This is a genomic window from Nocardioides sp. Root151 (assembly GCF_001427925.1).
Lineage (GTDB): Bacteria > Actinomycetota > Actinomycetes > Propionibacteriales > Nocardioidaceae > Nocardioides.
On record NZ_LMGG01000004.1, the window covers coordinates 1,200,470 to 1,224,492 of the forward strand.

Here is a 24,023-nt window from a genome sequence, read left to right on the forward strand (position 1 = left end):
GCACTTCTTCATCAGGTGAAGAAACATTCGCTGTTCTACATTGCGTTCGGCGCCTACGGTCGAGGGCATGTCTGCTTCCGCCCTCGCCGGCTTCATCACCGGTGGATCCCTCATCGTCGCCATCGGCGCCCAGAACGCCTACGTGCTGCGACAGGGGCTGATCCGCCACCACATCACTGCCGTGGTGGCGATCTGCGCGGTCTCGGACGCCGTCCTCATCATCGCCGGAGTCAGCGGCATCGGAACCATCGTCGACCGCGCCGAGTGGCTCATCGACGTCGTCCGCTGGCTCGGCGTGGCCTTCCTCCTCTGGTACGCCGCAGGCTCGTTGCGCCGCGCCTTCCACACCGAGTCCCTGCACACCGACGGACTCGCCCAGGCCCGCGGCGAGGCCCGCCGTACCGTCGTCGGCCGTGCCGTCGCACTGACCTGGCTCAACCCGCACGTCTACCTCGACACGGTGCTCCTGATCGGCTCGATCGCGGCCACCCACAGCACCCACGGCTCAGGTGTCGTCGATGGCCGCTGGTGGTTCGCACTGGGGGCGGTGGTCGCGAGCGTCGTGTGGTTCAGCGGCCTCGGGTTCGGCGCTCGCCTGGTCGCACCGGTCCTCGAGCGCCCGCGGGCGTGGCAGGTCCTCGAGGTGCTGATCGCCGCGACGATGCTGCTCGTGGCCGCGCGACTGGCCCTCGGCTAGCAGCCCGTTAGTCTGGCCAACATGGCGGCCACTGCTCATCCCGGAGTCGACAGCTACATCGATGGTCTGCCTGCATGGCAGCAGGAGATCTGCAGGAGCCTGCGCGCGATCATCCACGAGGCCGAGCCCGCGATCGAGGAAACGATCAAGCGCACGGTGCAGCCCTACTTCGTGCTCGACGGCAACGTCTGCGCCCTGCTGGCCACCAAGGACCACATCAACCTCTTCGTCTACGACCCGACGATTCCCGACCCCGACGGCATCATCAACCAGGGGCACGACAACGCGACCGCGCGGGCGATCCAGATCTATGAGGGCGACCCGATCAACCGGCCGGCGCTGATCACGTACCTGCGGGCCATCGTGTCCAACAACCGGGCCGGCGGGTGGCGCAAGCTCAGCCGTTGAACCAGGTCGTCCCGGATTCCGTTTGCGCGTCGCTGCCCGGGGAATAGAGCGTCCGTGCAGGATGCCATCAAGCAGCGGCTGGGCCGCACGCTCCCATTTGTTCCTCTGGTCCTCGGGCTCGTCGTCCTCGCACTCGCCGTCGCGGTGGTGGTCGTGAAGAAGTCCGACGACCGACCGCGCGCGGAGGTCGGCGACGTGTTCGCCAACCCCGGCGGCGGTGCGGTGAAGCACCGGGGTGAGGTCTTCCTGCCCTGGATCCGGCTGGACGTCGGGGCCGGCGAGCCACGGGACGAGCTGCCCGACCTGCTCGGTGCCGACGCCAACGTGCGAGCCCCGAAGGGTGGCAGCTTCGTGCAGGTCCAGGCGAGGAACACAGGAGGCGTCCTGCTCTCCACCGTCACCTGGCCCTACACGGCCGACGTCGAGCTGCTGCTCCGGGCCGACGGCACGGACTACTCATTGTCGGGGCCGGGCGGGCTCAACTACACGGCCGCCGATCCCAACAGCACCAGCGAGGAACGATGGGTCGCCGTCAAGGGGCACCCGAAGGACCTCGCGGTCGTCGTACGCATCGGCGACGAGGAGCAGGTCGTCGACGCATCCGACGGGTCCGTCGAGCTGGGCCGCGCCGCCGAGCTGGCGGCCCTGCCCACCGTCCAGGAGCACTTCCAGAACCGCAAGGACATCGGGTGCGGCAGGTTCCGTCGTACGGACGACTCCCCCGTCCAGATCGACTACCCGAAGTCCGTGGAGTGCAAGGTGCAGCAGACCCTGCGCACGCCGTACGTCGACGGCATCGGCTGGGCCGAACCGGGGCACGAGTTCCTGGTCGTCCAGATCGAGCCGCCGGACTACGTGGACGTGTCGGTTCCCGACGGTGCGCCGACGGCCACGAGCTTCCAGGACACGCTCAGTCATTCCGCCGAGCTCGGTGGCAGCGCAAGCCTCTCGGAGCCTGCTGACACGAAGGCACTCGGGCAGTACGTCCTCGGGCCGACCGCCGTCCAGTTCGTCTTCGACGTCGCCAAGGACAAGCCGGCCGGCGCCCTGACCATCACCACGCACATCCGCGCCCGGGGCCAGCGCGGCTTCGCGTTCCGGACCGAGCACGCCGGCATCGAGTGGACCGTCCCGGGAAGGAAGCTCGCATGAGCGCCCAGACGCGTCCCACCTGGGTGCCTGTGGTCCTGGTCGTGCTCAGCGTCGCACTGGTCATCGCGGCGGTCAGGCTCGGCACGCACCTGGCCGACGAGTTGCGCGACGACCCCGTCGACGTCCTGGCCGCGGGCGAGACGCTGCTCCTGGAGTCACCGCCGTACGCCGAGATGCACACGGTGATCGTGCCCCTCAACAAGGTCGACGTCGCGGTCGGTCGGCCACTCGACTCGCTCGACCACGAGTTCATCGCCTACGACAAGGACGACTCGAGGCGCAAGACGCAGCGTGCACTGCACGCCCCCGAGGGCGGCAGTCTCGTTCCGGTGTCATGGAGCATTCGTCCCACGGGCGGGCTGGCCTCCGGACTCGCCATTGCGACAGAGATCCGCCTGGTCGCCGGGGGCGAGAAGGTGACCATCGGCTCCGTCAGGCTCGGCGACCCGTCGACCGGCCAGACGTCCTACGAGCAGCACGATGTGGTGGTCGCACTGCCCGGAGACCTGGACACCGACGACCTCAAGATCGAGGTGGAGTTCGGCGGCCAGACCCAGGTGCTCGACGTGGCGACCGGCGAGATCGACGCCGGGGTGGCGCAGGCACTCTATGAACCGGAGCCCAACTTCGATGCCAGCTGCCACGCGGTGGAGGACAACTGCCAATACGTCCCGGCCAGCGCCGACCAGCAGTTCCACCCGATTCAGGGGCGCTTCACCGCCAGCCAGGTGACGCTCTACCCCTGGGACGCCGAGCTGGGCTGGGCGGACGAGGGCACCCTGTGGGCAGGCGTGCGGATCTCCTCGTTCAGCGCGCTCGGCACGGACGCCGCAGGCAACGTGGTGATCGACCGACGTCAGGCACCCCCGCGAGTCACCCTCGACGGCCGGCCGCCGGTTGGCCGTGAGGGGCTCAAGGGCGGCGAGGGCAGCACCTCCGGTCGCGCGATCCTGCGCGTGGAGGCGGACGACGAGCCGAAGCTCCTGCGCATCCAGACGGTCATCACCTTGGGCAACGGCGTCAAGATGCCGGTCGAGGCGCGACTCCCCCTGCAGCCGGTCACCGCAGGCTGAACGCTCACTGGCCGTCGATCACCTCGACGACGCAGCGGGCACCCGCACCCTTGGCGAGCCGTCGGTCACCGGTGACCAGGGTTGCGCCCAGGGAGACGGCCAACGCGACATACGTGGCGTCGTACGCCGTCAGGGTTTCGCGCAGGCTCCAGATGCCGGGGAGCAGTCGGGCATGCGGAACCCGCTCGAGGGGGAATGCAGCGAGTGCGGCGACGGCCCGATCGGCCTGCTGGTCCGTCAGCCTGCGGGAGCGGACGAAGCCGCGGAGCAGACTCGCTGCCTCCACGTCGATCAGGTCGGGAGCGACCACCTGCTCGACAGCGAGGCGCTGCCGGATGGCGGAACTGAGTGGGTCGGGCCCGACCAGCGCGGCCACCAGCACGGAGTTGTCGATGACGATCATCGGCGGCGGTCAGCGCGCTGCGCCTCGACGATGTCGGCCATCGGTGGGACGTCGGTCCACGCGAGGTCGGCGCGGGCCGCGGCCAGTGCCTCCTCGACGGTCGGCTCCGCGGCCTGTCGCTCGAGGGTGAGCCGCAGGAACTCTTGGAGGGAGCGTCCGGAGGCGGCTGCCCGCCGCTTGAGCACGGCATAGGCGTCGTCGTCGAGGTTGCGGATCTGCACGGTGGCCATGCATGCAGATTAGCGCAGATTCTCCGCTGAATCCGTTGCATGTCGCTTCGAACAGGCGTACGATGATTCTTGAGCTCGAGTCAATAGTCCGGCACTGAGGACGACGAGCTCGGCCCGCCCAGGCGGGTCGCCCTTCACGGGTCTGCGTGTGCCGGGCTCGTCAGTTGCCAGGGCGGAGCGCAGTTCCCTCCGGGGGTACGCCGTCAGCGGCGAGGACTCGGCGGCATCCATTCACCGTGCACAGCCCTTGTCGGGTGGTGCGTCCTGATCGGAGCCCCGAGGCCATGACGACCAGCTCCTCCTTCGCGGACGAGTTGGTGGCGCGCCTCCACGACGACCTCACCGATCTCGCCACCATGGCGCTCTCCCCCTTGGACGACGCGCAGATCGCCCAGCTGCTGGAGACCCTGACCGCCTTCGGCGACCGGCTCACCCACGCCACCTCCCGGGTCATCGTCGAAGCCCACCAGCGAGGCCTGGCCGACAAGACTGGCGCTCGCCACACCGCCCACTGGTGGGCCAAGCGCGACCTGCTCACCAAGTCTGACGCGATGAAAAGGGTCAACCTGGCCCTCGGCCTCGACAAGCCCGAGCACGAACCCATCGCCACCGCACTGGCCGACGGCGACCTGCACACCGACCAGGCCCGCGTCATCCTCGAAAGCCTCCATGACCTTCCCAAGGACCTCGAGTCGGCCCTCTACGACAAGGCCCGCGACATGCTCCTCGGCTTCGCCCGCCAGTTCGACGCCTCGGACCTCGCCAACCTCGGCAAAGGGATCCTGGAGAAGCTCGACCCCCAACGTTTCGAGGACGACGAGGCCAAGCGTCTCCAGAAGGAAGAAGACGAGGCCAACGCCAAGGCCCGGATCACCTTCAGCAACGACGGACACGGCCGCATCCACGGCCGCTTCAGCCTCCCCGTCGTCCAGGGCCAGCTCCTGCGCAACCAGCTCCTCGCCCTGGCCGACCCGCGCCGTCAGCTTCCCGGCGACCCCGACACTGGTGGCGCGTCAATCACCCCCGAACGCATGGGGCAGGCGTTCATGGAGCTCATCGAGATGTTCCCTGCCGACAAGCTGCCCACCCACGCCGCAAGCAGCGTCGCGCTGGTCATCACGATCGACATCAACGAGCTGCTCAAGAAGCACGGCTACGCCACCCTGGTCAACGGCGGCAAGATCACCGCCGGCGAGTTCCGACGCCTCTCGTGCCGCACCGGCTTCCTGCCGGCCATGCTCGACGGCCCCAGCGAAGTCCTCGACCTCGGCCGACTCCGCCGCTTCTACTCCGCGGGGCAGTACCGGGCACTGGTCATCCGCGACAAGGGCTGCACCGCCCTGGGCTGCGGCATGCCCGCCTCGGTCTGCCATGCCCACCACGACGACCCCTGGTCGCAGGGCGGACCCACCGACTTGGCCAAGGGCCGGCTCCTGTGCCCGCACCACCACCGGCTGATCCACCACCCCGGCTACAACCACTCCATCGGCGGCGACAACTCGGTCAGGTTCCGACGAATCCAGGCGCACTAGCCGCCCGCCTCCGCCACCAAGAAGCCGCTGACCGCCACGCATCCAAGCGTCGCGGTGCACCGGCATGCCTTCCTCAGCGGGCGAGCGTTCCGTCCAGGGCTTCGTTGAGCTCGGCGAAGTGTCGTTCGGCTCCGGCCTCTTGGTACATCGAGGTGTCGGCCATCGTGTAGCCGTGCGCGGCACCGGGATAGACCGCCGTCTGGTGTCGTACGCCGTGGGCACGCAGGGCCTGGTCGAAGGCGGCGATCTGCTCGGGTGTGTTGGAAGCATCGCCGTCGGCGTGCCCGGCGACGACCCTGGCCGCGATGTCGGGCACGAGGAGATGCGGGCTGTCCGGAGCGTCCGTCACGATGCCGCCGGTGTGGAACATGCCGACCACCGCGACGTCGTCGGGTCGGTGCGCGGCGGTGACAAGGGCCAGCCGCCCACCGAAGCAGTAGCCGGTGGCAGCGATCGGACCTTCGGCGACACCGGGACGGGAGCGCAGGGTCTCGATCCAGACGTCGGCATCGGCGCGGATCAACTCGGGCGTCAACGAACGCACCCGGTCCATCACGCCGGTCGCGAAGAACGCCTCGCGACTGCCCGGCGCCGTCAGGTCACCGGCCGGGGCGAGGTCGACGGCCAGTCCGTCGCGCCAGAAGACGTGCGGCGCGAGGACGACGTACCCCCAGGAAGCGATGCGGTCCGCCATCCGTTCGATCTGCGGGCGCAGGCCGATGGCGTCCATGTAGAGAAGCACTCCCGGGCCGTGGTCGCCCGTCGCGTAGGCCTCGGCCGTCTCTCCCTGCATCGCACAGGAAATGCGCTCACCCATTCGCTCCACCTCTCGTCGTCACCATTGCCTGCTGCAGGATCGCGCGGGCGTTCGACCGGAGCACGTCGGTCGCCTCGGCCGGCGCGAGCCCGGCGACGTCGATCAACCAGACCCTCGCCTCGATGCCGACGGCACTGCGAATCGCCACCGCGAGCCGTCGTACGCCGTCCTCACCGAGATCGTCGACGAGCACCGACAGCGCCTCGGCGAACCACCCGACCGCACGCCCCTGGCGCAGCGGCAGCTCGGAGGTGTCGGTGGCCGACTCCAGTGAGAGCCGGAGCATGGTGCGCTGCTGCGTCTCGGCCTCGGCGATCATCTCCGTGAACTCGGCGACGGCCGCGTCGAGACGCTCGACCGGGTCGTTCCCAATGCCGTCGGGCAGCAGGGAGCTCGCGGCGACCTCGGGGTGCGCCGCCACGAGGAGGTCCCGCTGGGTCGGGAAGTAGCGGTAGGCCGTCGTGCGGGAGATCGAGGCTTCGTTGGCAGCCTCCTCGATGGTGGGCGCATCGCCCCCGCGGGCGATCAGGTCCCTGGCGGCCCGCACCAGCGCGTCGCGCGTGCGCTGCTTCTGGTTGGTCCTCCCGGAACCGACGTAGCCCGTTGACATGACGGACACGGTACCTTAGTTTCGTTATGGGACTCTTGTCCCATGTAGCCCGAGGGGGCACCCATGAAGACCTCCACCTCCACCGTTCGCGCACCGGGCACCGGCGAACGCCGCTGGTTCTGCGGCGGCGGCATGCACACCTGGTTGGCGACCTCCGCCGAGACCGACGGCAGCTTCCTGCTCTTCGAGGACAGCCTCGACCTGGGCAAGGTCACTCCCCTGCACCGGCACCCTGATGCCGACGAGACGTTCTACGTGCTCGACGGCGAGATCTCCGTCCACATCGACGGAGAGCTGCACCCGCTGGGAGCCGGCGGGATCGCCGTCGTTCCGCGCGGTGTTCCGCACGCGTTCATGGTCACCTCACCGCGGGCCAGGATGCTGTGCCTGCAGACCCCGGGAAGTGGGGAGGCGTTCTACCGGCTCGCCAGCGACCCGGTCGTGGAGGGAGCCGACCCGACCGGTCTCGACATGGCGCGGGTGGGTGCTGCGGCCGCGCAGACCCACGCGATCGAGATCCTCGGGCCGCCGCCCTTCGCCTGAACCAGCCTGGTCAGGACCTGCGGCCGCCGAGGCGCTCGACCCATGCGGGGTCGCGGTGGTCGAAGAACGCGGACTCGCCCCGGTCGAGCGTGCTGATCTGCTCCTGCTGCCCGGGGGTGAGCTCGAAGCCGAAGACGTCGAGGTTCTCGGCCATCCGCTCGCGGCGTACGGACTTGGGGATCACCACGATCTCGCGCTGGATCAGCCAGCGCAGCACGACCTGCGCGACGGACTTGCCGTGCGCGGCGCCGATCTCGCTCAAGAGCGGGTCGGTGAACAGGTTGTGGCGGCCCTCGGCGAACGGGCCCCACGACTCGATCTGCACGCCGTTGGCCCGCATCAGGTCCTGGTCGGCCCTGCGCTGGAAGAACGGGTGCGTCTCGATCTGGTTGACCGCCGGGGTGATCTCGTTGTGGTTCAGCAGGTCGAGCAGCCGGTCGGAGTGGAAGTTCGAGACGCCGATCGCCCGCGCGGCGCCGTCCTTGTTCAGCTGCTCCATGGCCCGCCACGAACTGTAGTAGTCGCCGAACGGCTGGTGGATGAGGTAGAGGTCGACGTACTCCAGGCCGAGCTTGGCCCGGGACTCCTCGAAGAGCGCCGTCGCGTTCTCCTCGCCCTGGTCGTTGACCCACATCTTGGTGGTGACGAAGAGCTCGTCCCGCGCGATGCCACTGGAGGCGATGGCCCGGCCGACGGCTTCCTCGTTGCCGTACGCCGCTGCGGTGTCAAGGTGGCGGTAGCCGACCTCGAGGGCGGTGGCGACTGCCTGCTCGGTCTCCTCCGGCGGGATCTGGTAGACGCCGAAGCCGAGGATCGGCATCTCGACGCCGTTGTTCAGGGTCACGCTCTGCATGGAATGTCCTCTCGACGAGTCACTGCCGAGCGTAGCCACCGGTGGTCGTCCAGGGCTTCAGCAGCGACCGGTGAACACGTAACAGCGCAGCCGCGGCTCGGCCTTCACCATCGGCGCACCTGCCGTGTTGACGTAGGGCAACAGCGTGCTGGCCAGGTTCGGCAGTGCCACCAGCATGGGCACGTAGTCGAGCTCGGCGGGGTCGACGTACGGCATGTGGAGCTGGCCGCAGACCACGCGGTCGATGCGCGCCGGATCGGCCGGGCCCCTGTGGTTGAGCGCGTCCATCACCAGGGCGTACGCCGTCGGGTCGATCGTGCCGACCAGGTTGTGCTCGTAGACGTCGAGCGGGCAGATGTCCTGGACCGGAACGTTCGCGATCCGGCCTGCGCCGGTGTGCAGGAAGGACGATGACATCGGCGTGACGACCTCGTCCGTGCGGCTGGTGATGTTGGTGTAGCTGATCCCGCGGAAGGTCTCGGCGCGACTGTTCAGCGCCCGGATGAAGCGGGCTCCGGCCTGCTGCTGCCAGACCGCCGGCGTGCACGTGGTCACCCCGGGGATGCAGGACGGGATCGACTCGGTGCCGTGGTTCGAGGGCGCCATCCCGATCACGTCGTCGACCATCGCACGGGTGTCGGGCCAGAACCGGAGTGCCCAGCGAGGGTTCATGCCCCCTTGGCTGTGGCCGACGATCGAGATCCGCTTACCGGTGCGTCGGAACATCGTGCGGATCGCGTGGACGTGGTACTCCCCCGCCCCCTGGATGTCACCGAACGTGTGGTGCGGCATGGTCACCGCGCACCAGTAGCGGCCCTGGGCGGTGAACGCCTTCATGTAGTTCCAGGCGTAGTTCTCCCTCGGCGTCACGCTGGTGGCCGGGCTGAGCAGCACCGGCCGCTTCGTCGACGCAGGCGATCCGTGGCACTCCAGGGACGCACGCAGCCTCGCCGCCGGGACCGAGAGCTTCGGTCCCGGTCGGTCGAGAGGGGCGTACGACGGCACCGAGGTTGCAGCCTGGACCGGACCGACCGGCGCCAGGCCGACCAGACCCAGGGCGACGAGAGCCAGACTGACCAGCGCGGGCATCAGGACCTGCGCGATTCTCTTCACGCGCGTCACAACGACCAGCCTTCGCACGGGTTACTTCGCGACCCGTCAGCGGAAGGCGGCCTCACCGGTGAGCGCGCGGCCGATGACCAGCTGGTGCACCTCGGAGGTGCCCTCGTAGGTCAGCACCGACTCGAGGTTGTTGGCGTGCCGCATGATCGGGTACTCCAGCGTGATGCCGGCGGCACCCAGGATGGTGCGCGACTCACGGGCGATCGCGATCGCCTCGCGGACGTTGTTGAGCTTGCCGAGCGAGACCTGCTCGGGGGCGAGCCTGCCCTCGTCCTTGAGCCTGCCCAGGTGCAGGGCGAGCAGCATGCCCTTGCCCAGCTCGAGCGACATGTCGGCGAGCTTGGCCTGGGTGAGCTGGTAGGCGGCCAGCGGCTTGTCGAAGATGTCGCGCTCCTGCGCGTAGGCGATCGCCGTCTCGAGGCAGTCGCGCGCTGCACCCAGGGCACCGAACACGATGCCGTAGCGGGCCTCGTTGAGGCACGACAGCGGACCCTTGAGGCCGACGACCTCGGGCAGCACCGCGTCGGCGGGGAGACGCACGTTGTCGAGCACGAGCTCGGAGGTGACCGAGGCGCGCAGCGACATCTTCTTCTTGATCTCCGGCGCGGAGAAGCCGGGGGTGTCGGTCGGTACGACGAACCCGCGGACGCCCTCGTCGGTCTGTGCCCACACCACGGCGACGTCGGCGACCGAGCCGTTCGTGATCCACATCTTGTTGCCGTTCAGGATCCAGTCGGTGCCGTCCTGCTTCGCGCGGGTGACCATCCCGGCCGGGTTGGAGCCGAAGCCCGACTCGGTCAGGCCGAAGCACCCGATCGCCTCGCCGGCGGCCATCCGGGGCAGCCATTCCTGCTTCTGCGCCTCGGAGCCGTGCTTCCAGATCGCGAACATCGCGAGGGAGCCCTGCACGGACACCAGCGAGCGCAGGCCGGAGTCGCCGGCCTCCAGCTCCATGCAGGCCAGGCCGTACGCCGTCGCCGACGTACCGGCGCAGCCGTAGCCCTCGAGGTGCATGCCGAGCACGCCCAACGAGCCGAGCTCACGCGCCAGCTCACGGGCGGGGATGGTCGCGGACTCGTACCAGTCGGCGAGCTGCGGCTTGACCTTGTCCTCGACGTACTTGCGGACCGTGTCGCGGATCGCGCGGTCCTCCTCGCCGATCAGGGCATCGGTGTCGAAGAGGGCGAGTGGCGTCTTGGGCGTCGGGCTGGACATGGTGTGGTTCCTAACGTGAGAGGGACGACGATGAGGAGGGTCGACTGTGAGTGGCAAGGGGTACGTCGTGGGCTCGTCGCCGTACCTTCGAACGGGTACATACTCCGTCATCGAGGAGTGCCTCGGTCATGAAGCACCCCCGATGAGCTTGTCGATCTCGGCGTCGTCGTAGCCGATCTCGGACAGGATGTCGCGGCTGTGCTGGCCCAGCGTGGGAGGAGCGCTGCGCAGGACCGGGCGCTCGCCGCGGAAGTTGACCGGGAAGCGGATCTGCTCGAGCGGTCCGACGACCGGGTGGTCGACGGTGTCGATCATGCCGAGCACCTTGGTCTGCTCGGACTCGTAGATCTCGTCGAGGGAACGGATCGGGGTGACCGGCACCCCGACCTTGCCGAGCAGGTCGCACCACTCGTCCACCGTGCGACCGGCGAGGGCGGCCTCGATCTCGACGTTGAGCGCCTTGCGGTTGGTCACCCGGTCGGCGTTGCTCGCGAAGCGGGGGTCCTCGAGCAGGTCGGGGCGGTCGATGTTGTGGCACAGCTTCTGCCACATGCTCTCGTTGCCGACCGCGATCACGAAGTAGCCGTCGGAGGCCGGGTAGGCCTGGTAGGGCACAAGATTGGGGTGGCCCGAGCCCAGTCGCTTCGGCCGTTCGCGGGTGGCGAAGTAGCCGGTCGACCAGTTGATGTGCAGCGCCAACTGGGTCTCGAACAGCGACGTGGTCACGTACTGCCCGCGACCCGTGCGACCCCGCTCGACCAGGGCCGCGAGGAGGCCGATCGTGCCGAACAGCGCGGCGCTGAGGTCGGCCATCGCGAACCCGGCCTTGAGCGGCGGGCCGTCGGGCTCACCGGTCAGCGACATCAGTCCGGCCGAGGCCTGGGCGACCATGTCATAGCCGGGCTCGAGCTTCATCGGGCCGGTCTCGCCGAAGGCGGAGATGTTCAGCACGACGAGCTTCGGGTACTGCTCGGAGAGGCGCTCGAAGCTGAAGTCGTCGGCCAGCGAGCTGCCTGGACGGAAGTTCTCGACCACCACGTCGGCGTCCTCGATGAGCCGGTGCACGGCCGCCTGGCCCTCCGGCGACTTCAGGTCGAGCGTCACCGACCGCTTGTTGCGGTTGGCGGCCAGGTAGTAGGTGGCGTCGGGGCCGTTGAACGGCGGGCCCCACTTGCGGGTCGGGTCACCGCCGTCGGGGTGCTCGACCTTGATCACGTCGGCGCCCATGTCGGCCAGCGACATCGTCACGTAGGGACCGGCCAGGATCTTGGAGAGGTCGACGACGCGTACGCCGGCGAGCGGTCCGGTGGACTCAGGCACGGGTGCTCACCTCGGTGGTCGACGGGATGGCGTCGTACGCCGCGCGGGCCAGGTCGGCGGCGACCTCGCCACCGTCCGCGATCTGCTCGAGCGCGGTGAGGGCGGGGGTCTCGACAAGGCGTCCGGCGACGATGCGGTGCAGGGCGGTGTGGGCCAGCAGCAGCTTGCGGTGGCCCAGCCCGACCACGATTTCGCGCTGCGCCTGCTCGAGCAGAAGGGTGGCCATCACGGTGTGGCACAGGTCGTCGACGTACGCCGCGATGCCGACCTGCTGGCGGTCGGCGTCGGCCGCGAGCAGCGCGTCACCACAGGCCCGCAAGGCCCGGAACCGCAGCGTCAGGTCGTCAGCCATCGGCTTGACGGCCGGCTCGTCGAGCGCGGCGAGGCGGTCGAGGTAGGTGCCGGTGACGACCTGGTGGCCCTGCTCCTTGCGCATGCACCGGAGCACGTCGAGGGCGATGACGTTGGAGGAGCCCTCCCAGATCGAGCCGAGGTGGGCGTCGCGCACCAGGCGGGGGTTGACCCAGTCCTCGATGTAGCCGTTGCCGCCGCGGATCTCCATCGCCTCACCGGTCACGGTGCGGGCCCGCTTGCACACGGTGTGCTTGGCCAGCGGGGTGAGGATGCGGATGAGTGCGGCGGCCCGCTCGTCGCCGGCGTCCGCGGCGTCGAGTCGCTCGGAGGCCTCGAGCACCAGGCCCAGCGAGGCCTCGGCGTCGAGCATCAGCGGCAGCAGGGTGGCCCGCATCAGCGGCTGGTCGAAAAGGGTCTTGCCGAAGACGACCCGCTGGCGGGTGTGGTCGATCGACTCGCGGACGGCGCGGCGCATCAGGGCGCTGGCGCGCATCGCGTTCGAGAGCCGGGAGACGTTGAGCATCTCGGCCATCTGGAGGAAGCCACGGGTCAGGTCACCGACCGGACGGGCGTAGGCACCCTCGAGAGAGACCTCGCCGCTGGCCATCGACCTGGTGCCGAGCTTGTCCTTGAGCCGCTCGATGCGGAAGGTGTTGCGGGTGCCGTCGGGACGGAACTTCGGCACCATGAACATGCCGACCCCGCGCGTGCCGGTCCCCTGCCCCGGGACCTGGGCGAGGGTCAGGATGACGTCGGCGGAGACGTTCGAGCAGAACCACTTGTGGCCGGTCAGGGTCCAGTGATCGCCGTGGTCGGTGGCCACGGTCTCGGTCTGGCCGATGTCGGTGCCCGCCTGCTTCTCCGTCATGAACATGGCGCCGGTGGCGAGCGTGTCCATGTCGGTCGAGCTCAGCGCGTCGATCTCGGCGGCGAAGCTCTCCGGGTCGAAGAGCCGCAGCACCCGGGCCGCGGAGTCGGTCATCGAGACCGGGCAGGCCAGGCCGAACTCCGACTGCACGAACAGGTAGGACACGGCGTACTTCACCAGGTGCGGGGTCCTCGTGGGCCACCCGAAGACCCCGGAGCGGTGTGACATCGCAGCCAGGCCGAAGGTCTCGAAGGCGATCTCGCTCATCCGCTGGTACGCCGGGTGGTACTCCACCTCGTCGACGCGGGTGCCGTCGGCGGCGAACTGGCGCAGGGTCGGCGGGTTGCGGTCGGCGGTGGCGGCGAGCGTGTCGAGCTCGGTGCCGGCCAGCTCGCCGAGGTCGTCGAGGACGGTCTCGAGGCGGGCGCGGTCGTCGGCGGGCATGAGCGCGTCGAGCAGCGGGCGGAGGGCGGGGTCGCGGTCAGCGAAGTTCATCACGGTGCTTTCTTTCGAGAAGGGTGGTCGGCAGTCACGCGGCGACTGCGACCGGCGTACGACGCCAGGAGGTGCGGGCGATCAGGGCGAGGACGCAGACCACGGAGATGAGCACGTAGCCCAGGCCGAGGACGATCACGCTGATGATCGAGCCGGTCTCGTTGAGGAGGAACTGCGAGACCAGGGGCGCCGTACCGGCGAAGATCGTCGTGCAGAGCTGGTAGCTCACCGAGATGCCGGTGTAGCGGATCTCGGCCGGGAAGACCTCGGACAGGATGCCGGCCAGCGCCGAGTAGTACATCGCGTGCGGGGCCGTGGCGAGGGCCATGCCGACGATGGCCCACACCATCGACCCGGTGTTGATCAGCACGAACATCAGCGGCAGCAGGACCAGCTCGGGCACCAGCATCAGCAGGATGGCTCGCTTGAGGTCGATCCTCGTGGCGAGCACGGCGCCGAAGGGCTGCACGAGCACCTGCACGACCAGCGAGATGGCCACGACGACCAGGAAGTCGGAGCGGTTGAAGTCGAGCTCGGTGGTGGCCCACGACAGCGCGAAGGTGGTCTTGACGTAGGTGACGGCCACACCCGCGGTGACGGCGCCGACGCCGAGGAGGACGATCCCCATGTGGTTGCGGAGCAGCTCCATGATGGGCATACGGGCCGTGCGCTTGCTGTCGAGGAGCTTGGTCATCTCGGGCGTCTCGCTGAGCCTGAGCCGGATGAACAGGCCCACGAAGACGAGCAGTGCCGAGAACAGGAACGGCAGGCGCCAGCCCCACGAGCCGAAGGCCTCGTCGGAGAGCTGGGTGACGGCCAGGAAGGCCAGGGTGGCCAACAGGTTGCCGACCGGCGAGCCCTGCTGCGCGAAGGCGCCGTACAGGATCTTCTTGCCGGGCGGTGCGTACTCCGTGGCGATCAGGACCGCTCCGCCCCACTCGCCACCGACCGCGACGCCCTGGAGCATGCGCAGAAGGACCAGCAGGATCGGTGCGGCGACGCCGATGGCGCCGTAGCTGGGCAGGAAGCCGATCGCCAGGGTGGCGAAGCCCATGATCATCAGGGTCGCGATCAGCGACTTCTTGCGGCCGTACCTGTCCCCGAAGTGGCCGAAGACGACGCCACCGAGCGGGCGGGCCAGGAAGCCCACCCAGAAGGTGCCGAAGGCCGCGAGCGTGCCGACCGCGGACGACGTGTTCGGGAAGAAGACGTCACCAAGGACCAGCGCAGCGGCCGAGCCGTAGATGTAGAAGTCGAACCATTCGACGGTGGTGCCGACGAAGGCGGCGATGCCGGCCTTGCGAGCGCCGGCTCGCTGGGCGCGGTCGTCGTGGTCGACGCTCGCTGTCGTGCTCGATGCCATGAGGAGCTCCTCGTTGCGGGGGCGGTCACGTGGGGCTACCTACGATGGCGATGAAATTGATACGCGTCCAACACTAAATTGGACACTCGGTATGACGGATTCCGTCTTACCCCACGGTAGGCAGAACCTCCTCCGCCACCCGCAGCACCTCCCGCAGGGCACCGGAGTTGTTGCTGGCCCGCCAGGCCAACGCGATCGGCAGGGCGGCCGACTTCTTGCGCAACGGCCGGAAGGCCACGTGCTCGAGCTGGATGTGCTGCGAGGAGCCCACCACCAACGCCACGCCGACACCGGCGCCGACCAAGGTCAGCAGGTTGTAGGCGTCGGGCGCCTCCTGGGCCACCATCGGCGTGAAGCCGGCGTCGAGGCACAGCCGCGTCGTGGCGTCATGGATCGCCGAGCCGTGCGAAGCCGGGAAGGTCACGAACGGCTCGGTGGCGAGGGCGTTGAGGTCGACCGTCTTGCGGCGGGCGAGCGGATGCGCCTTCGGGAGGGCGACGACGATCTCCTCGTTGCTGATCACCCGCATCTCCAGGTCGGGCCTGGTCGTCAGGGCGACGAAGCCGAGGTCGAGGTCGCCCGACGCGATCTGGCCGAGCGCCTCCCCGGAGTAGATCTGGCTCCTCAGCACCAGCTGGATGCCGGGCAGCTGGGCGTTCACCTCCTGCGCGAGGCGCGGCAACGCGTCATAGCTGCTGGCGCCGGCGAAGCCGATGCTCACGCGTCCGACCTCGCCCAGTGACGACGCCCGCACGGCGCGACGTGCGACCGCCGCGGCGGCCAGGACGTCGCGAGCGGGGCCCAGCAGTGACTCCCCCGCCGGGGTGAGCCGGACGGTGCGCGTGCTGCGTTCGAACAGGGTCGCGCCGAGGTCGCGCTCGAGCAGGCGGATCTGCTGGCTCAGCGGTGGCTGCGCCATGTGCAGTCGTGCCGCGGCCCGACCGAAGTGGAGTTCCTCGGCGACCGCGACGAACCCCTCGAGATGACGTAGCTCCATGGGTCAACTCTCGCAGAGGGTCCGCAGCGCTACGGCAGTCGCAACCAGGAGTCGAGGGTGTCGAGCCACTCGGCCAGCGTCGGCACGACTCCGTCACCGAACGCGGTGTCGTAGCCGGCGTACCCCATGCCGACCATGACCAGCGAGGCCAGGGCGAGGAACAGGCCGGCCGGCACGAGTGCCCGGCCGGCGACGTTCGCCCGACTGGTCGCGGCCATGCCGAACAGGACGAAGACCAGCGCCACCACACCGGCGATGACCGAGACCGCGCGAACCGCCGTGAACGGTGCCGTGAAGATCGCGACCAGGCCGGCGAGGAACGCCAGCTCTGCGGCCGCGGACGTGCGGACCCCTCGGTCCGGTGATGCATCGAACAGGCCGTTCAGCCCGTCCTCCCCAGGTGCTGCCCCCATTGTCGTCATGCTCCAATTCTAGGAGCGGGTACGACGCAACACCGACCGCCACTCAGGCGCATTCACGACGAGTTTCACGCCGCGTTTCCGACCGGCCGAGTGGGGCGATCAGTCGAGCGACTTCCGGAAGTGCACGTCGGCCGATCCGGCCGTCGGAATGCCCTCGGTGCGGGCGAACTCGACGTACCCGCGGCTCTCGTAGAAGCCCGGCGCCTGGAAGGTGAACGACGAGACCAGCATCTGCACGCAGCCGCGGTCACGGGCGACCTGCTCGGCCTCGTCGAGGAGACGACCACCCCACCCGCCGCGACGTACGTCGTCACGGACCCACGTCATGCCGATGCCGGCGGCGGTGCCCCAGGTCCAGCCACTGACACCCGCAGCCAGCTCGCCGTCCGCGTCCTTGACGGCCACCGTGAACTCCTCCGCGTCGGGGACTCCCGGGGTGGCCGCGCGGTTGAACTCGGTCAGGCCCGCGTCGAGCCGCTCGTCGAGCGAACCGTCGGCGCCGCCTCTGTGCAGGGTGAACGTGGCTGGATCAGTCATGGACCCGAGTCTGCCGCACCCCCGTTTGCGGTGGTGCGCACTCGGGAAGGAACAGCCCGTGAACGACGACGAGTCCGGCGCGGACCGCCCTCCTGTGCGGCGGCGCCTCCTGCCCCTGCTGGCCGCAGTGATGGCAGTCGTCGTCGCGGCGCTGGCCCTCACCCTGGTCGTGGTCAAGAAGGACGACCTCCGCCCGCGTGCCGAGGTCGGCGACGTGTTCCGGGCGGCGTCGCCCGCGGAGGACCTGCCCGACCAGGCGACCGTGTGGATCCCGTGGGCCCGGCTGCACGTGGCCGCAGGAGAGCCGAAGGAGACGTTGCCCGACCTGTCCGGTGCACCGGCCAACCTGCAGGCACCGGACGGCGGCAGTTTCGTCCGCGTCCAGGCCACCGTCGAGGACAAGATCCCGGTGGCCACCATCGCCACGCCCTTCGTGATGGAGATCGAGGTCGTGCTGCGTGCGGACGGGAAGGACTATCCGTTGAGTGGCCCCGGCGGCCTCGGCCTCGATCCCAACGGCCCCCTCGATCAGGGCGGCGAGAGGTGGGTCGCAGTCGAGGGCCACCCGAAGGACATCGAGGTCCGCATCACTGTCGACGACGAGACCCAGCTGGTCGACGCCTCCGACGGATCGGTCGACAACGGGAGGGCCGCCGCGCTGGCCGACAACCCGAGCGCAGAGGAGCTCGCGAACCTCGACGACTTCGGCTGCGGCCGCTTCCGTCAACGCCCCGCGCTTCGCGGTGACGACTCCCCCTTGCGGATCAGCTATCCGGAATACGTGACGTGCACGGTGTCGGTGAGCCTGCGCACGCCGTACGTCGACGGGATCGGGTGGGCCGAACCCGGCCGCGAGTTCCTGGTCGTCCAGGTCGAGCCGCCGTACGAGGTGAGCGTGCACACCGAGGCCATTGCCTGGTGGCGTTCCAGCTTCACCCTGTCAGCGAGTCTCGAGGGACGACCCAGCATCAGGCGCAGTGACCTGAGCGCATTCGACAACGGCTACCTGAGCAGTCCCGACGGAGACCAGTTCGTCTTCGACGTGGCCGACGGCGAACCTGCCGGAGACCTCGCCCTCTCCGCCCGCGTCCGGGCACACGTGGGCGACGCGATCGTGACCGAGCGCAAGCGGACCGTGATCACCTGGACCGTCCCGGGAAGGAAACTGGCATGAGCGAGACGGAGATCCGGACCCGGCCCAACCACCGGCGCACGGCACTCGCGATCGTGACGGCGGCCCTGATGGTCGCGGCCGTCGTACTGTCCGTGCGACTGGCGGGCGAGCTCCGCGACGACCCGGTGGACGTGCTCGAAGTCGGGAAGACCCTCCCGTTGGATGCGTCGCCGTACGGCACCGAGCAGACCGTGCTGTTACCGGGAAGCGAGGTCACGGTCAGCGTCGCGGACCCCACCGATGCGCTGGACCACGACCTGGTCAGCTACGACTTCGACGATCCACGCAGCAGCAGGTACCGGGACCTGCACGCCCCGAAGGGCGGCAGCCTCGTGCCGGTGACGTGGAGGATCCGCGCGATCGGCGGCTTCGGTCGCGAGAACGACCCGAACCCGATCGAGATCCGTCTCGCCGCCGGTGACCAGCGCGTGACCGTGGACTCGGTGAAGCTCGAGGATCCCAGTGACACCCTCGACGCCCTCGACCCCCAGTTCGTGGTGATCGCGCTCCGCGGCAAGCTGGCGCCCGACGACCTGCGCATCGAGGTCGAGTACGACGGCCTCACGCAGGTCGTCGACGTGGCCTCCGGCACCATCGATGCCGGAGTGGCACAGGCACTCTACGAACCGCAACGGCACTATGACGCCGGTTGCACCGAGGTCGAGGACGACTGCAACGTCGTTGCGGCGAAGCCCGGTCAGGCCCTGCTTCCCGCCGGCGCCGGATTCACCGCGAGCTACCTCACCCTCTACCCCTACGACAGCGATCTCGGTTGGGCCGACGAGGGAAGCCTGTGGGCCGGCGTGCTCCTGCAGATGTTCGGCGGCTATGCCGAGGACCGGGCCGGCAACTCCTTCTACGTCACTCGCCAGAGCGGCCCACTCTTCACTCTGGACGGGCGTCGGGCCGTGCACCGGCAGAGGCTCAGCGGCGGGCGGAGCACCACGTCCGGGCGGGTGGTGTTCCGGGTGGACGTCGACGCCGCGCCACGCGAGCTCGCCTTCCGACAGGTCTTCACGCTGGCGGAGCGGGCAGGCACCTTGTCGGTCCGGGCCCGCCTGCCGCTGCGGCCGGTCGACGGCAACTAGCGCAACGCGCCGACGACCACCAGGCCGACCGCCTCGAGGTCTCCGATCATCAACAGCAGGCCGAGTGCGACGAAGAGCCCGGCAATCACGGTTCGCACCGCAAGAATCCACGGTTCGGGGCGCAAGAATCCACGGTTCGCGATGTATTGCAAGAAGTGTTTCGAAAGAGTAGTTTCGACGCATGCGACAGGAGACGAGGCGACTGACCGACGCCGGGGCGCTGCGGGCGCTGGCCCACCCGGTGCGCCAGGAGATCTACGAGCACATCGTGCTGCGTGGTGCGCTCACCGCCACCGAGCTGGGCGACCTCCTCGACGAGACGCCGGCGAACTGCTCCTGGCACCTGCGCAAGCTCGCCGAGCACGGGTTCGTCGAGCCGGCCGAGGGCGGCAAGGGACGGCAGCGCCCGTGGCAGGCCACCTCGCGCGGACTCAGCTGGGGCGGAGCGGAGGACGACGACGAGACCCGACGTACCGGCACCGCAATGACCCGCATGATGGTCGACCGCGAACGCACCCGCCTCGACCACGCTCTCGAACGCCTCCGCACGGACGACCCCGTCTGGGACGAGGCGGCGAACGTCAACCAGTCGCTGCTGTGGCTGACCGCCGACGAGCTCGCCGAGATCAACGAGACGCTCAAGGAGATCGCCACCCGCTCCCTCGACCGGCACGACGACCCCTCGCTGCGGCCGCCCGGTTCACGGCTGTGCGCGTTCCTGGCCTGGGCCGTGCCGACGTACGACGTGATCGAGCCGACGCCCGACGACGATGCACCTCACGCGGACTAGCCATGCGCGCCGCGTTCCGCTCCCCCGGCTTCGGTTGGCTGTTCGCCGGCACGACCACCTCGATGCTCGGCGACTCGATCATGCTGCTCGTCTTCAGCCTCTGGGTGAAGACGCTGACCGACTCCAACGGCCTGGCCGGACTGACCTTCCTCTTCATGCTCCTGCCGACGCTGATCGCTCCCCTGCTCGGGGCGACGATCGACCGGATGCGGCGAAAGCCCTTGCTGGTCTGGGGAAACGTCGCCTCCGCGGTCATGCTGACTCCCCTGCTCTTCGTGCACGACGCGAGCCACGTCTGGATCATCTGGAGCGTCGCGTTCCTCTACGGAGTCTCGATGGTGGTGCTGCCGGCCGGTCTCAACGGGCTCCTCAAGGAGCTGCTCCCCGATGAACTGCTGGTCGACGCCAATGCCTCGTTGCAGACCGTCAAGGAGGGCTACCGGCTCTTCGGCCCCCTGGTCGGCGCCGCCCTCTTCGCACTCACCCACGGGTGGGGCGTCGTGGTGGTCGACATGGTCTCGTTCCTGGTCGCGGCGGCCTGCATCGCGCGGATCAGGCTCACCGAGGACCTGCCCGAGCGCGAGGATGCCGACTTCTGGTCGGAGATGACGGCCGGCGCCCGCCACCTCACCCAGGAGCCGGTGCTGCGCCAGGTGGTGATCTCGTTCGCCATCCTGCTGCTCGTGCTCGGCTACGCCGAAGCGTCGATCTACGCGATCACCGACGCCTTCCACAAGCCGGCCGAGTACGTCGGGGTGCTGGTCAGCGTGCAGGGCGTCGGCGCGATCGTCGGCGGGCTCTGCGCCAGCCGGCTGGTGCGCTCCCTCGGCGAACCGGCCTCGATCGCGCTCGGCCTCTTCCTGATGGGCACGTCGTTCCTCGGCGTCTCCCTCGCCCCCACGCTGACCCTGTTGTTCGTGCCGATCATGCTGATGGGCTTCACGCTGCCGCTCACCTTCGTCGCGTTCACCACGCTGGTCCAACGACGTACGCCGCAACGCCTGATGGGCCGGGTGTCTACCGCCATCGAGGTGCTGCTCGGCACGCCGCAGGCCCTCTCGCTCATCGTCGGTGCCGCGCTGGTGACGCTGCTGAGCTATCAGGTGATCTGGGCGTTGATGGGCGCCCTGACGCTGGTCGCGGCGGCCTATCTGGCGGCGCAGCTGCGGCGTCCGTCGATGCGCGAGGCGCTCGCCCTGTAGGACACCTAGGCTGGACCGACCGCCGTCGTACTGGAGGACTCCTTGCCGTCACCACCCACCACCACCGCCGTCGTGACCCTGCCGTTCCCGGTCAGCCGGCTGCAGGATCCGCCGGCCGGACTGACCTACAACGAGTTCCGTGAGGGCATGGATCCCGAGGTGCTGAGGACCACCACGTTCTGGGTCACGCCGTACACGGCGAAGCTCGACTACCAGCACCTGATCCCGCGCATGGAGCACCTCCAGGTCATCCAGTCGCAGAGCGCCGGTGTCGACGACATCGCCCCGTGGGTGCCGGCGGGTACGACGCTCTGCAACGCCCGCGGGGTGCACGACCCCGCGACGGCGGAGATGGGCGTGGCGCTGATCCTCGCGTCGATCCGCCAGCTCCCGCGCTTCGTGAAGGCCCAGGCGGAGCGCGTGTGGGACAGCGACAACGCCGGCCCGTCGCTGGCCGACAGGCATGTGGTAATCGTCGGTTTCGGCAGCATCGGCCAGGCACTGGCGCGTCGACTCGAGGGCTTCGAGTGCACGGTGACCGGGGTGACGCGCAGCGGACGCGACGGCTCCGTGCCGATGACCGAGCTGCCGCGACTGCTCCCCACCGCCGACGTGGTCGTCCTGCTGACTCCGCTGAACGACGACACCCACCACCTCGTCGATGCCGCGTTCCTCGCCCGGATGCACGACGGCGCGCTGCTGGTGAACCTGTCGCGCGGCCCGGTCGTCGACACGGACGCGCTGCTCGCCGAGGCCGGCCGTATCTCGGCGGCGCTCGACGTCACCGACCCCGAACCGCTCCCGGGAGACCACCCGTTGTGGACCGCGCCGTCGGTGCTGATCACTCCGCACTCGGCCGGCGGCACCACCGCGATGCTGTCGCGGGTCGACCGGCTGGTCGAGGCCCAGCTGGCGCGGTACGTCGCCGGAGAGCCGCAGCTCAACGTGATCCAGCTCTGACTCGGGCCACTCAGCCGAGGTCAGCCAGCCAGCCGACCAGCGAGACCAGGAACGGGATCACCCCGAGCACGAAGGCGACTGCGGAGACCCGCAACGCGACGCGCGAGACCGGGTCCGGGTGCGTGACCGCGATCCGCGGGTAGTGCCACCACCGGGCCCGCCGGAACTCGAGCGCGATGCCGGCTCCGGTGTCCTCGGCGTAGTCGGTCAGCACCAGCCAGCCCGACCAGTCGATGACGAGGTCGCCCCGAGCGCCGCCGTACGACAGCGTCGGGTCGAAGGTGAGCACCCGGAAGATCGAGCCGCCGGACTCCTCCGCCGAGATGCGGTACCACCGGCCGGTCGACCTGCGCCGCCCCTTCTTCTCCGCCACCCACCGGTGCGAGATCGCGATCGAACCGGCGGTCGCACCGGCCGCGTGCTCGCGCGTGGGCAGCCGCTCGAACCGGCCCCGGATGCTCTCCACCTGCTGCGTCGGCATGGAGCGACTCTAGGGCGTGGTGGCCGAGCAGGCCGGGCACACACGCGCCACCGGCCCTGACCGAACCCCGACTCCGGCCTCGGGGTGCAGTCCGGGGCTCGCCCCGATGTGGCGGGCCCACCACGCGTGGTCCGGTGGACAGGTGACACTTCTCGACCGACCCACTGCCGTTCCGGAGCAGGCCACCACGCCGCCACCGCACACCCGCGTCGGTTTCGTGCTCCGGCAGCTCGTGCTGCTGGCGGTCGCGGCGGCCACCTACTTCGGCGTACGCAGTCTCACGGTGGGCGACGCCGCCACGGCGACGTCGAACGCGCACGACCTCGTCGCGCTCGAACGCAGCCTCGGCATCTTCGTGGAGCAGCAGGCCCAGTCCTTCGCGATGGACCTGCCCGGCCTGATGACCGTGGTCAACGCCATCTACATCTACGGCCACTGGCCGGTGATCGGGGCGGTCTTCGTCTGGCTGGCGTGGCGCCGCCCCGACGCCTACCCGGTCTACCGCAACGCACTGCTGATCTCGGGCCTGGTGGGGATGGCGATCGTCGCCTTCTACCCGGTCGCCCCGCCGCGCCTGATGGACCTCGGCTTCCTCGACACGGTGACCACCCAGACCAACGCCTACCGCGTGTTGCAACCACCGGCGTTCACCAACCCGTACGCCGCGATGCCGAGCTTCCACGTCGGCTGGGACCTGCTGGTCGGCATCGCCCTGGTCCGCGAGTCCGGACATGCCTGGGTGCGGATGGCCGGCAGAGTGCTTCCGCTGCTGATGGTCGCCGCCGTCGTGCTGACCGGCAACCACTACTTCCTCGACGCGGTGGCCGGCGACACGATCGTGCTCGCCTCGCTTGCCGTGGCGACCTGGTGGTCGATGAGGCGCCGTCAGGACGGGATCACGATCTGCTGGAACGCCCAGCGGTTGCAGTCCGGGTCGGTCAGGTAGACGAAGCGGCCCCACGGCTGGTCGTCGACGCCCTCGCACTCGATGCCACGCTCGCGCAGGTAGGCCAACGTCTCGTCGGCGTCGTCGACGACGACCTGGATGAACTGTGAGGAGCCCTCCGGCATCATCTGGAGTCCGACCCCGAAGCAGAACGAGCAGGCCGAACCGGGCGGGGTCACCTGCACGAAGCGCAGCTCGGGCGAGACGGTCTGGTCGTGGTCGATGCTCCAGCCCAGGCCCTTGCCGTAGAACTCGATCGAGCGGTCGACGTCGGCCACCGCGAGCGGAATGAGTTCGATCTTGAAGTCCATGACTCTCCTCGGGATCCAGCCCCGAACTCTCCCGAGGCGACGGACTTCAGGCTATGACCG

27 protein-coding genes are annotated in these 24,023 nt (G+C 69.3%); 12 read left to right on the top strand and 15 right to left on the bottom strand.

From position 1 onward, the window contains the following. Positions 1–67 precede the first annotated feature (67 nt). From ASD66_RS14320 to ASD66_RS14335, 4 genes are read left to right on the top strand one after another with little or no spacing between them, the layout of a single operon-like run. On the top strand, positions 68–697 hold the full coding sequence (locus tag ASD66_RS14320) for a LysE/ArgO family amino acid transporter (RefSeq protein ID WP_056891294.1): 630 nt from the start codon (positions 68–70) through the stop codon (positions 695–697). Between the two features lie 21 nt (positions 698–718). Next, complete coding sequence (locus ASD66_RS14325) at positions 719–1,105, top strand: DUF1801 domain-containing protein (RefSeq protein ID WP_056687498.1); 387 nt, start codon at positions 719–721, stop codon at positions 1,103–1,105. 54 nt (positions 1,106–1,159) lie between these two features. Continuing rightward, positions 1,160–2,257, top strand: a complete 1,098-nt coding sequence (locus ASD66_RS14330) for a hypothetical protein (protein WP_056891295.1) — start codon at positions 1,160–1,162, stop codon at positions 2,255–2,257. Continuing rightward, entirely contained in the window at positions 2,254–3,330 is a 1,077-nt protein-coding gene (locus ASD66_RS14335) for a hypothetical protein (RefSeq protein WP_056891296.1), read from the top strand. Before ASD66_RS14330 ends, ASD66_RS14335 begins: the two co-directional genes overlap by 4 nt. A gap of 4 nt (positions 3,331–3,334) precedes the next feature. On the opposite strand, the gene ASD66_RS14340 is transcribed toward ASD66_RS14335, so the two are convergent. Further along, positions 3,335–3,733 carry a type II toxin-antitoxin system VapC family toxin gene (locus tag ASD66_RS14340; RefSeq protein WP_056891297.1) on the bottom strand — a complete coding sequence of 133 codons (399 nt, stop codon included), beginning with the start codon at positions 3,731–3,733 and terminating at the stop codon, positions 3,335–3,337. Beyond that, positions 3,730–3,963 carry a FitA-like ribbon-helix-helix domain-containing protein gene (locus ASD66_RS14345; protein WP_056687505.1) on the bottom strand — a complete coding sequence of 78 codons (234 nt, stop codon included), beginning with the start codon at positions 3,961–3,963 and terminating at the stop codon, positions 3,730–3,732. Before ASD66_RS14345 ends, ASD66_RS14340 begins: the two co-directional genes overlap by 4 nt. Positions 3,964–4,247: 284 nt before the next feature. Here ASD66_RS14345 and ASD66_RS14350 point away from each other — a divergent pair, with 284 nt between their 5' ends. After that, entirely contained in the window at positions 4,248–5,495 is a 1,248-nt protein-coding gene (locus ASD66_RS14350; protein ID WP_056891298.1) for a DUF222 domain-containing protein, read from the top strand. Positions 5,496–5,568: 73 nt separating this feature from the next. On the opposite strand, the gene ASD66_RS14355 is transcribed toward ASD66_RS14350, so the two are convergent. Together ASD66_RS14355 and ASD66_RS14360 are read right to left on the bottom strand one after the other, a co-directional pair. Further along, entirely contained in the window at positions 5,569–6,312 is a 744-nt protein-coding gene (locus tag ASD66_RS14355) for a dienelactone hydrolase family protein (protein ID WP_056891299.1), read from the bottom strand. After that, positions 6,305–6,922, bottom strand: coding sequence for a TetR/AcrR family transcriptional regulator (locus ASD66_RS14360; RefSeq protein ID WP_056891481.1), 618 nt, complete (start codon positions 6,920–6,922; stop codon positions 6,305–6,307). The genes ASD66_RS14355 and ASD66_RS14360 overlap by 8 nt, the downstream gene beginning before the upstream one ends. Positions 6,923–6,985: 63 nt before the next feature. Between ASD66_RS14360 and ASD66_RS14365 the strand changes: the two genes are divergently transcribed. After that, positions 6,986–7,465: a quercetin 2,3-dioxygenase gene (locus ASD66_RS14365; protein ID WP_056891300.1), complete on the top strand. Its 480-nt coding sequence runs from the start codon at positions 6,986–6,988 to the stop codon at positions 7,463–7,465. A 10-nt stretch (positions 7,466–7,475) separates the two neighbouring features. Here the strand turns inward: ASD66_RS14365 and ASD66_RS14370 are convergent, their stop codons facing one another. The 9 genes from ASD66_RS14370 to ASD66_RS14410 all read right to left on the bottom strand — a co-directional run bounded on the left by ASD66_RS14370 (position 7,476) and on the right by ASD66_RS14410 (position 17,011). After that, positions 7,476–8,318, bottom strand: a complete 843-nt coding sequence (locus ASD66_RS14370) for an aldo/keto reductase (protein ID WP_056891301.1) — start codon at positions 8,316–8,318, stop codon at positions 7,476–7,478. A 57-nt stretch (positions 8,319–8,375) separates the two neighbouring features. Further along, a complete protein-coding gene (locus ASD66_RS14375) occupies positions 8,376–9,440 on the bottom strand; it encodes an esterase/lipase family protein (RefSeq protein ID WP_156388685.1) in 1,065 nt (354 codons plus the stop codon). Positions 9,441–9,476: 36 nt separating this feature from the next. Next, the gene (locus ASD66_RS14380) at positions 9,477–10,655 is read right to left on the bottom strand and encodes an acyl-CoA dehydrogenase family protein (protein WP_056891303.1); all 1,179 of its coding nucleotides are present in this window, start codon (positions 10,653–10,655) and stop codon (positions 9,477–9,479) included. 126 nt (positions 10,656–10,781) lie between these two features. Continuing rightward, positions 10,782–11,975, bottom strand: a complete 1,194-nt coding sequence (locus ASD66_RS14385; RefSeq protein WP_056891304.1) for a CaiB/BaiF CoA transferase family protein — start codon at positions 11,973–11,975, stop codon at positions 10,782–10,784. Further along, on the bottom strand, positions 11,968–13,692 hold the full coding sequence (locus ASD66_RS14390) for an acyl-CoA dehydrogenase family protein (RefSeq protein WP_056891305.1): 1,725 nt from the start codon (positions 13,690–13,692) through the stop codon (positions 11,968–11,970). Before ASD66_RS14390 ends, ASD66_RS14385 begins: the two co-directional genes overlap by 8 nt. Positions 13,693–13,726: 34 nt before the next feature. After that, positions 13,727–15,055, bottom strand: coding sequence for an MFS transporter (locus ASD66_RS14395; protein WP_056891306.1), 1,329 nt, complete (start codon positions 15,053–15,055; stop codon positions 13,727–13,729). Between the two features lie 106 nt (positions 15,056–15,161). Continuing rightward, positions 15,162–16,052, bottom strand: a complete 891-nt coding sequence (locus tag ASD66_RS14400) for a LysR family transcriptional regulator (RefSeq protein WP_056687528.1) — start codon at positions 16,050–16,052, stop codon at positions 15,162–15,164. A gap of 29 nt (positions 16,053–16,081) precedes the next feature. After that, positions 16,082–16,474 (bottom strand): hypothetical protein, encoded by a 393-nt coding sequence (locus ASD66_RS14405; protein WP_156388686.1) that lies wholly within the window; start codon positions 16,472–16,474, stop codon positions 16,082–16,084. Positions 16,475–16,573: 99 nt separating this feature from the next. After that, entirely contained in the window at positions 16,574–17,011 is a 438-nt protein-coding gene (locus ASD66_RS14410; protein WP_056891307.1) for a GNAT family N-acetyltransferase, read from the bottom strand. Positions 17,012–17,069: 58 nt separating this feature from the next. On the opposite strand from ASD66_RS14410, the gene ASD66_RS14415 reads away from it, so the two are divergent. The 5 genes from ASD66_RS14415 to ASD66_RS14435 all read left to right on the top strand — a co-directional run bounded on the left by ASD66_RS14415 (position 17,070) and on the right by ASD66_RS14435 (position 22,225). Continuing rightward, on the top strand, positions 17,070–18,185 hold the full coding sequence (locus ASD66_RS14415) for a hypothetical protein (RefSeq protein ID WP_056891308.1): 1,116 nt from the start codon (positions 17,070–17,072) through the stop codon (positions 18,183–18,185). Next, the gene (locus ASD66_RS14420; RefSeq protein ID WP_056891309.1) at positions 18,182–19,273 is read left to right on the top strand and encodes a hypothetical protein; all 1,092 of its coding nucleotides are present in this window, start codon (positions 18,182–18,184) and stop codon (positions 19,271–19,273) included. Before ASD66_RS14415 ends, ASD66_RS14420 begins: the two co-directional genes overlap by 4 nt. A gap of 181 nt (positions 19,274–19,454) precedes the next feature. Continuing rightward, on the top strand, positions 19,455–20,063 hold the full coding sequence (locus ASD66_RS14425) for a winged helix-turn-helix domain-containing protein (protein ID WP_056891310.1): 609 nt from the start codon (positions 19,455–19,457) through the stop codon (positions 20,061–20,063). A 2-nt stretch (positions 20,064–20,065) separates the two neighbouring features. Further along, positions 20,066–21,265, top strand: a complete 1,200-nt coding sequence (locus ASD66_RS14430) for an MFS transporter (protein ID WP_056891311.1) — start codon at positions 20,066–20,068, stop codon at positions 21,263–21,265. Positions 21,266–21,307: 42 nt separating this feature from the next. Then, complete coding sequence (locus ASD66_RS14435; protein ID WP_056891312.1) at positions 21,308–22,225, top strand: 2-hydroxyacid dehydrogenase; 918 nt, start codon at positions 21,308–21,310, stop codon at positions 22,223–22,225. Between the two features lie 10 nt (positions 22,226–22,235). Here the strand turns inward: ASD66_RS14435 and ASD66_RS14440 are convergent, their stop codons facing one another. Continuing rightward, entirely contained in the window at positions 22,236–22,706 is a 471-nt protein-coding gene (locus ASD66_RS14440) for a hypothetical protein (protein ID WP_056891313.1), read from the bottom strand. A gap of 142 nt (positions 22,707–22,848) precedes the next feature. Here ASD66_RS14440 and ASD66_RS14445 point away from each other — a divergent pair, with 142 nt between their 5' ends. Then, positions 22,849–23,652 carry a phosphatase PAP2 family protein gene (locus ASD66_RS14445; RefSeq protein WP_056891314.1) on the top strand — a complete coding sequence of 268 codons (804 nt, stop codon included), beginning with the start codon at positions 22,849–22,851 and terminating at the stop codon, positions 23,650–23,652. On the opposite strand, the gene ASD66_RS14450 is transcribed toward ASD66_RS14445, so the two are convergent. Beyond that, a complete protein-coding gene (locus ASD66_RS14450) occupies positions 23,592–23,963 on the bottom strand; it encodes a VOC family protein (protein WP_056891315.1) in 372 nt (123 codons plus the stop codon). The two genes, ASD66_RS14445 and ASD66_RS14450, sit on opposite strands and share 61 nt — an antisense overlap. Between the last annotated feature and the right edge of the window lie 60 nt (positions 23,964–24,023).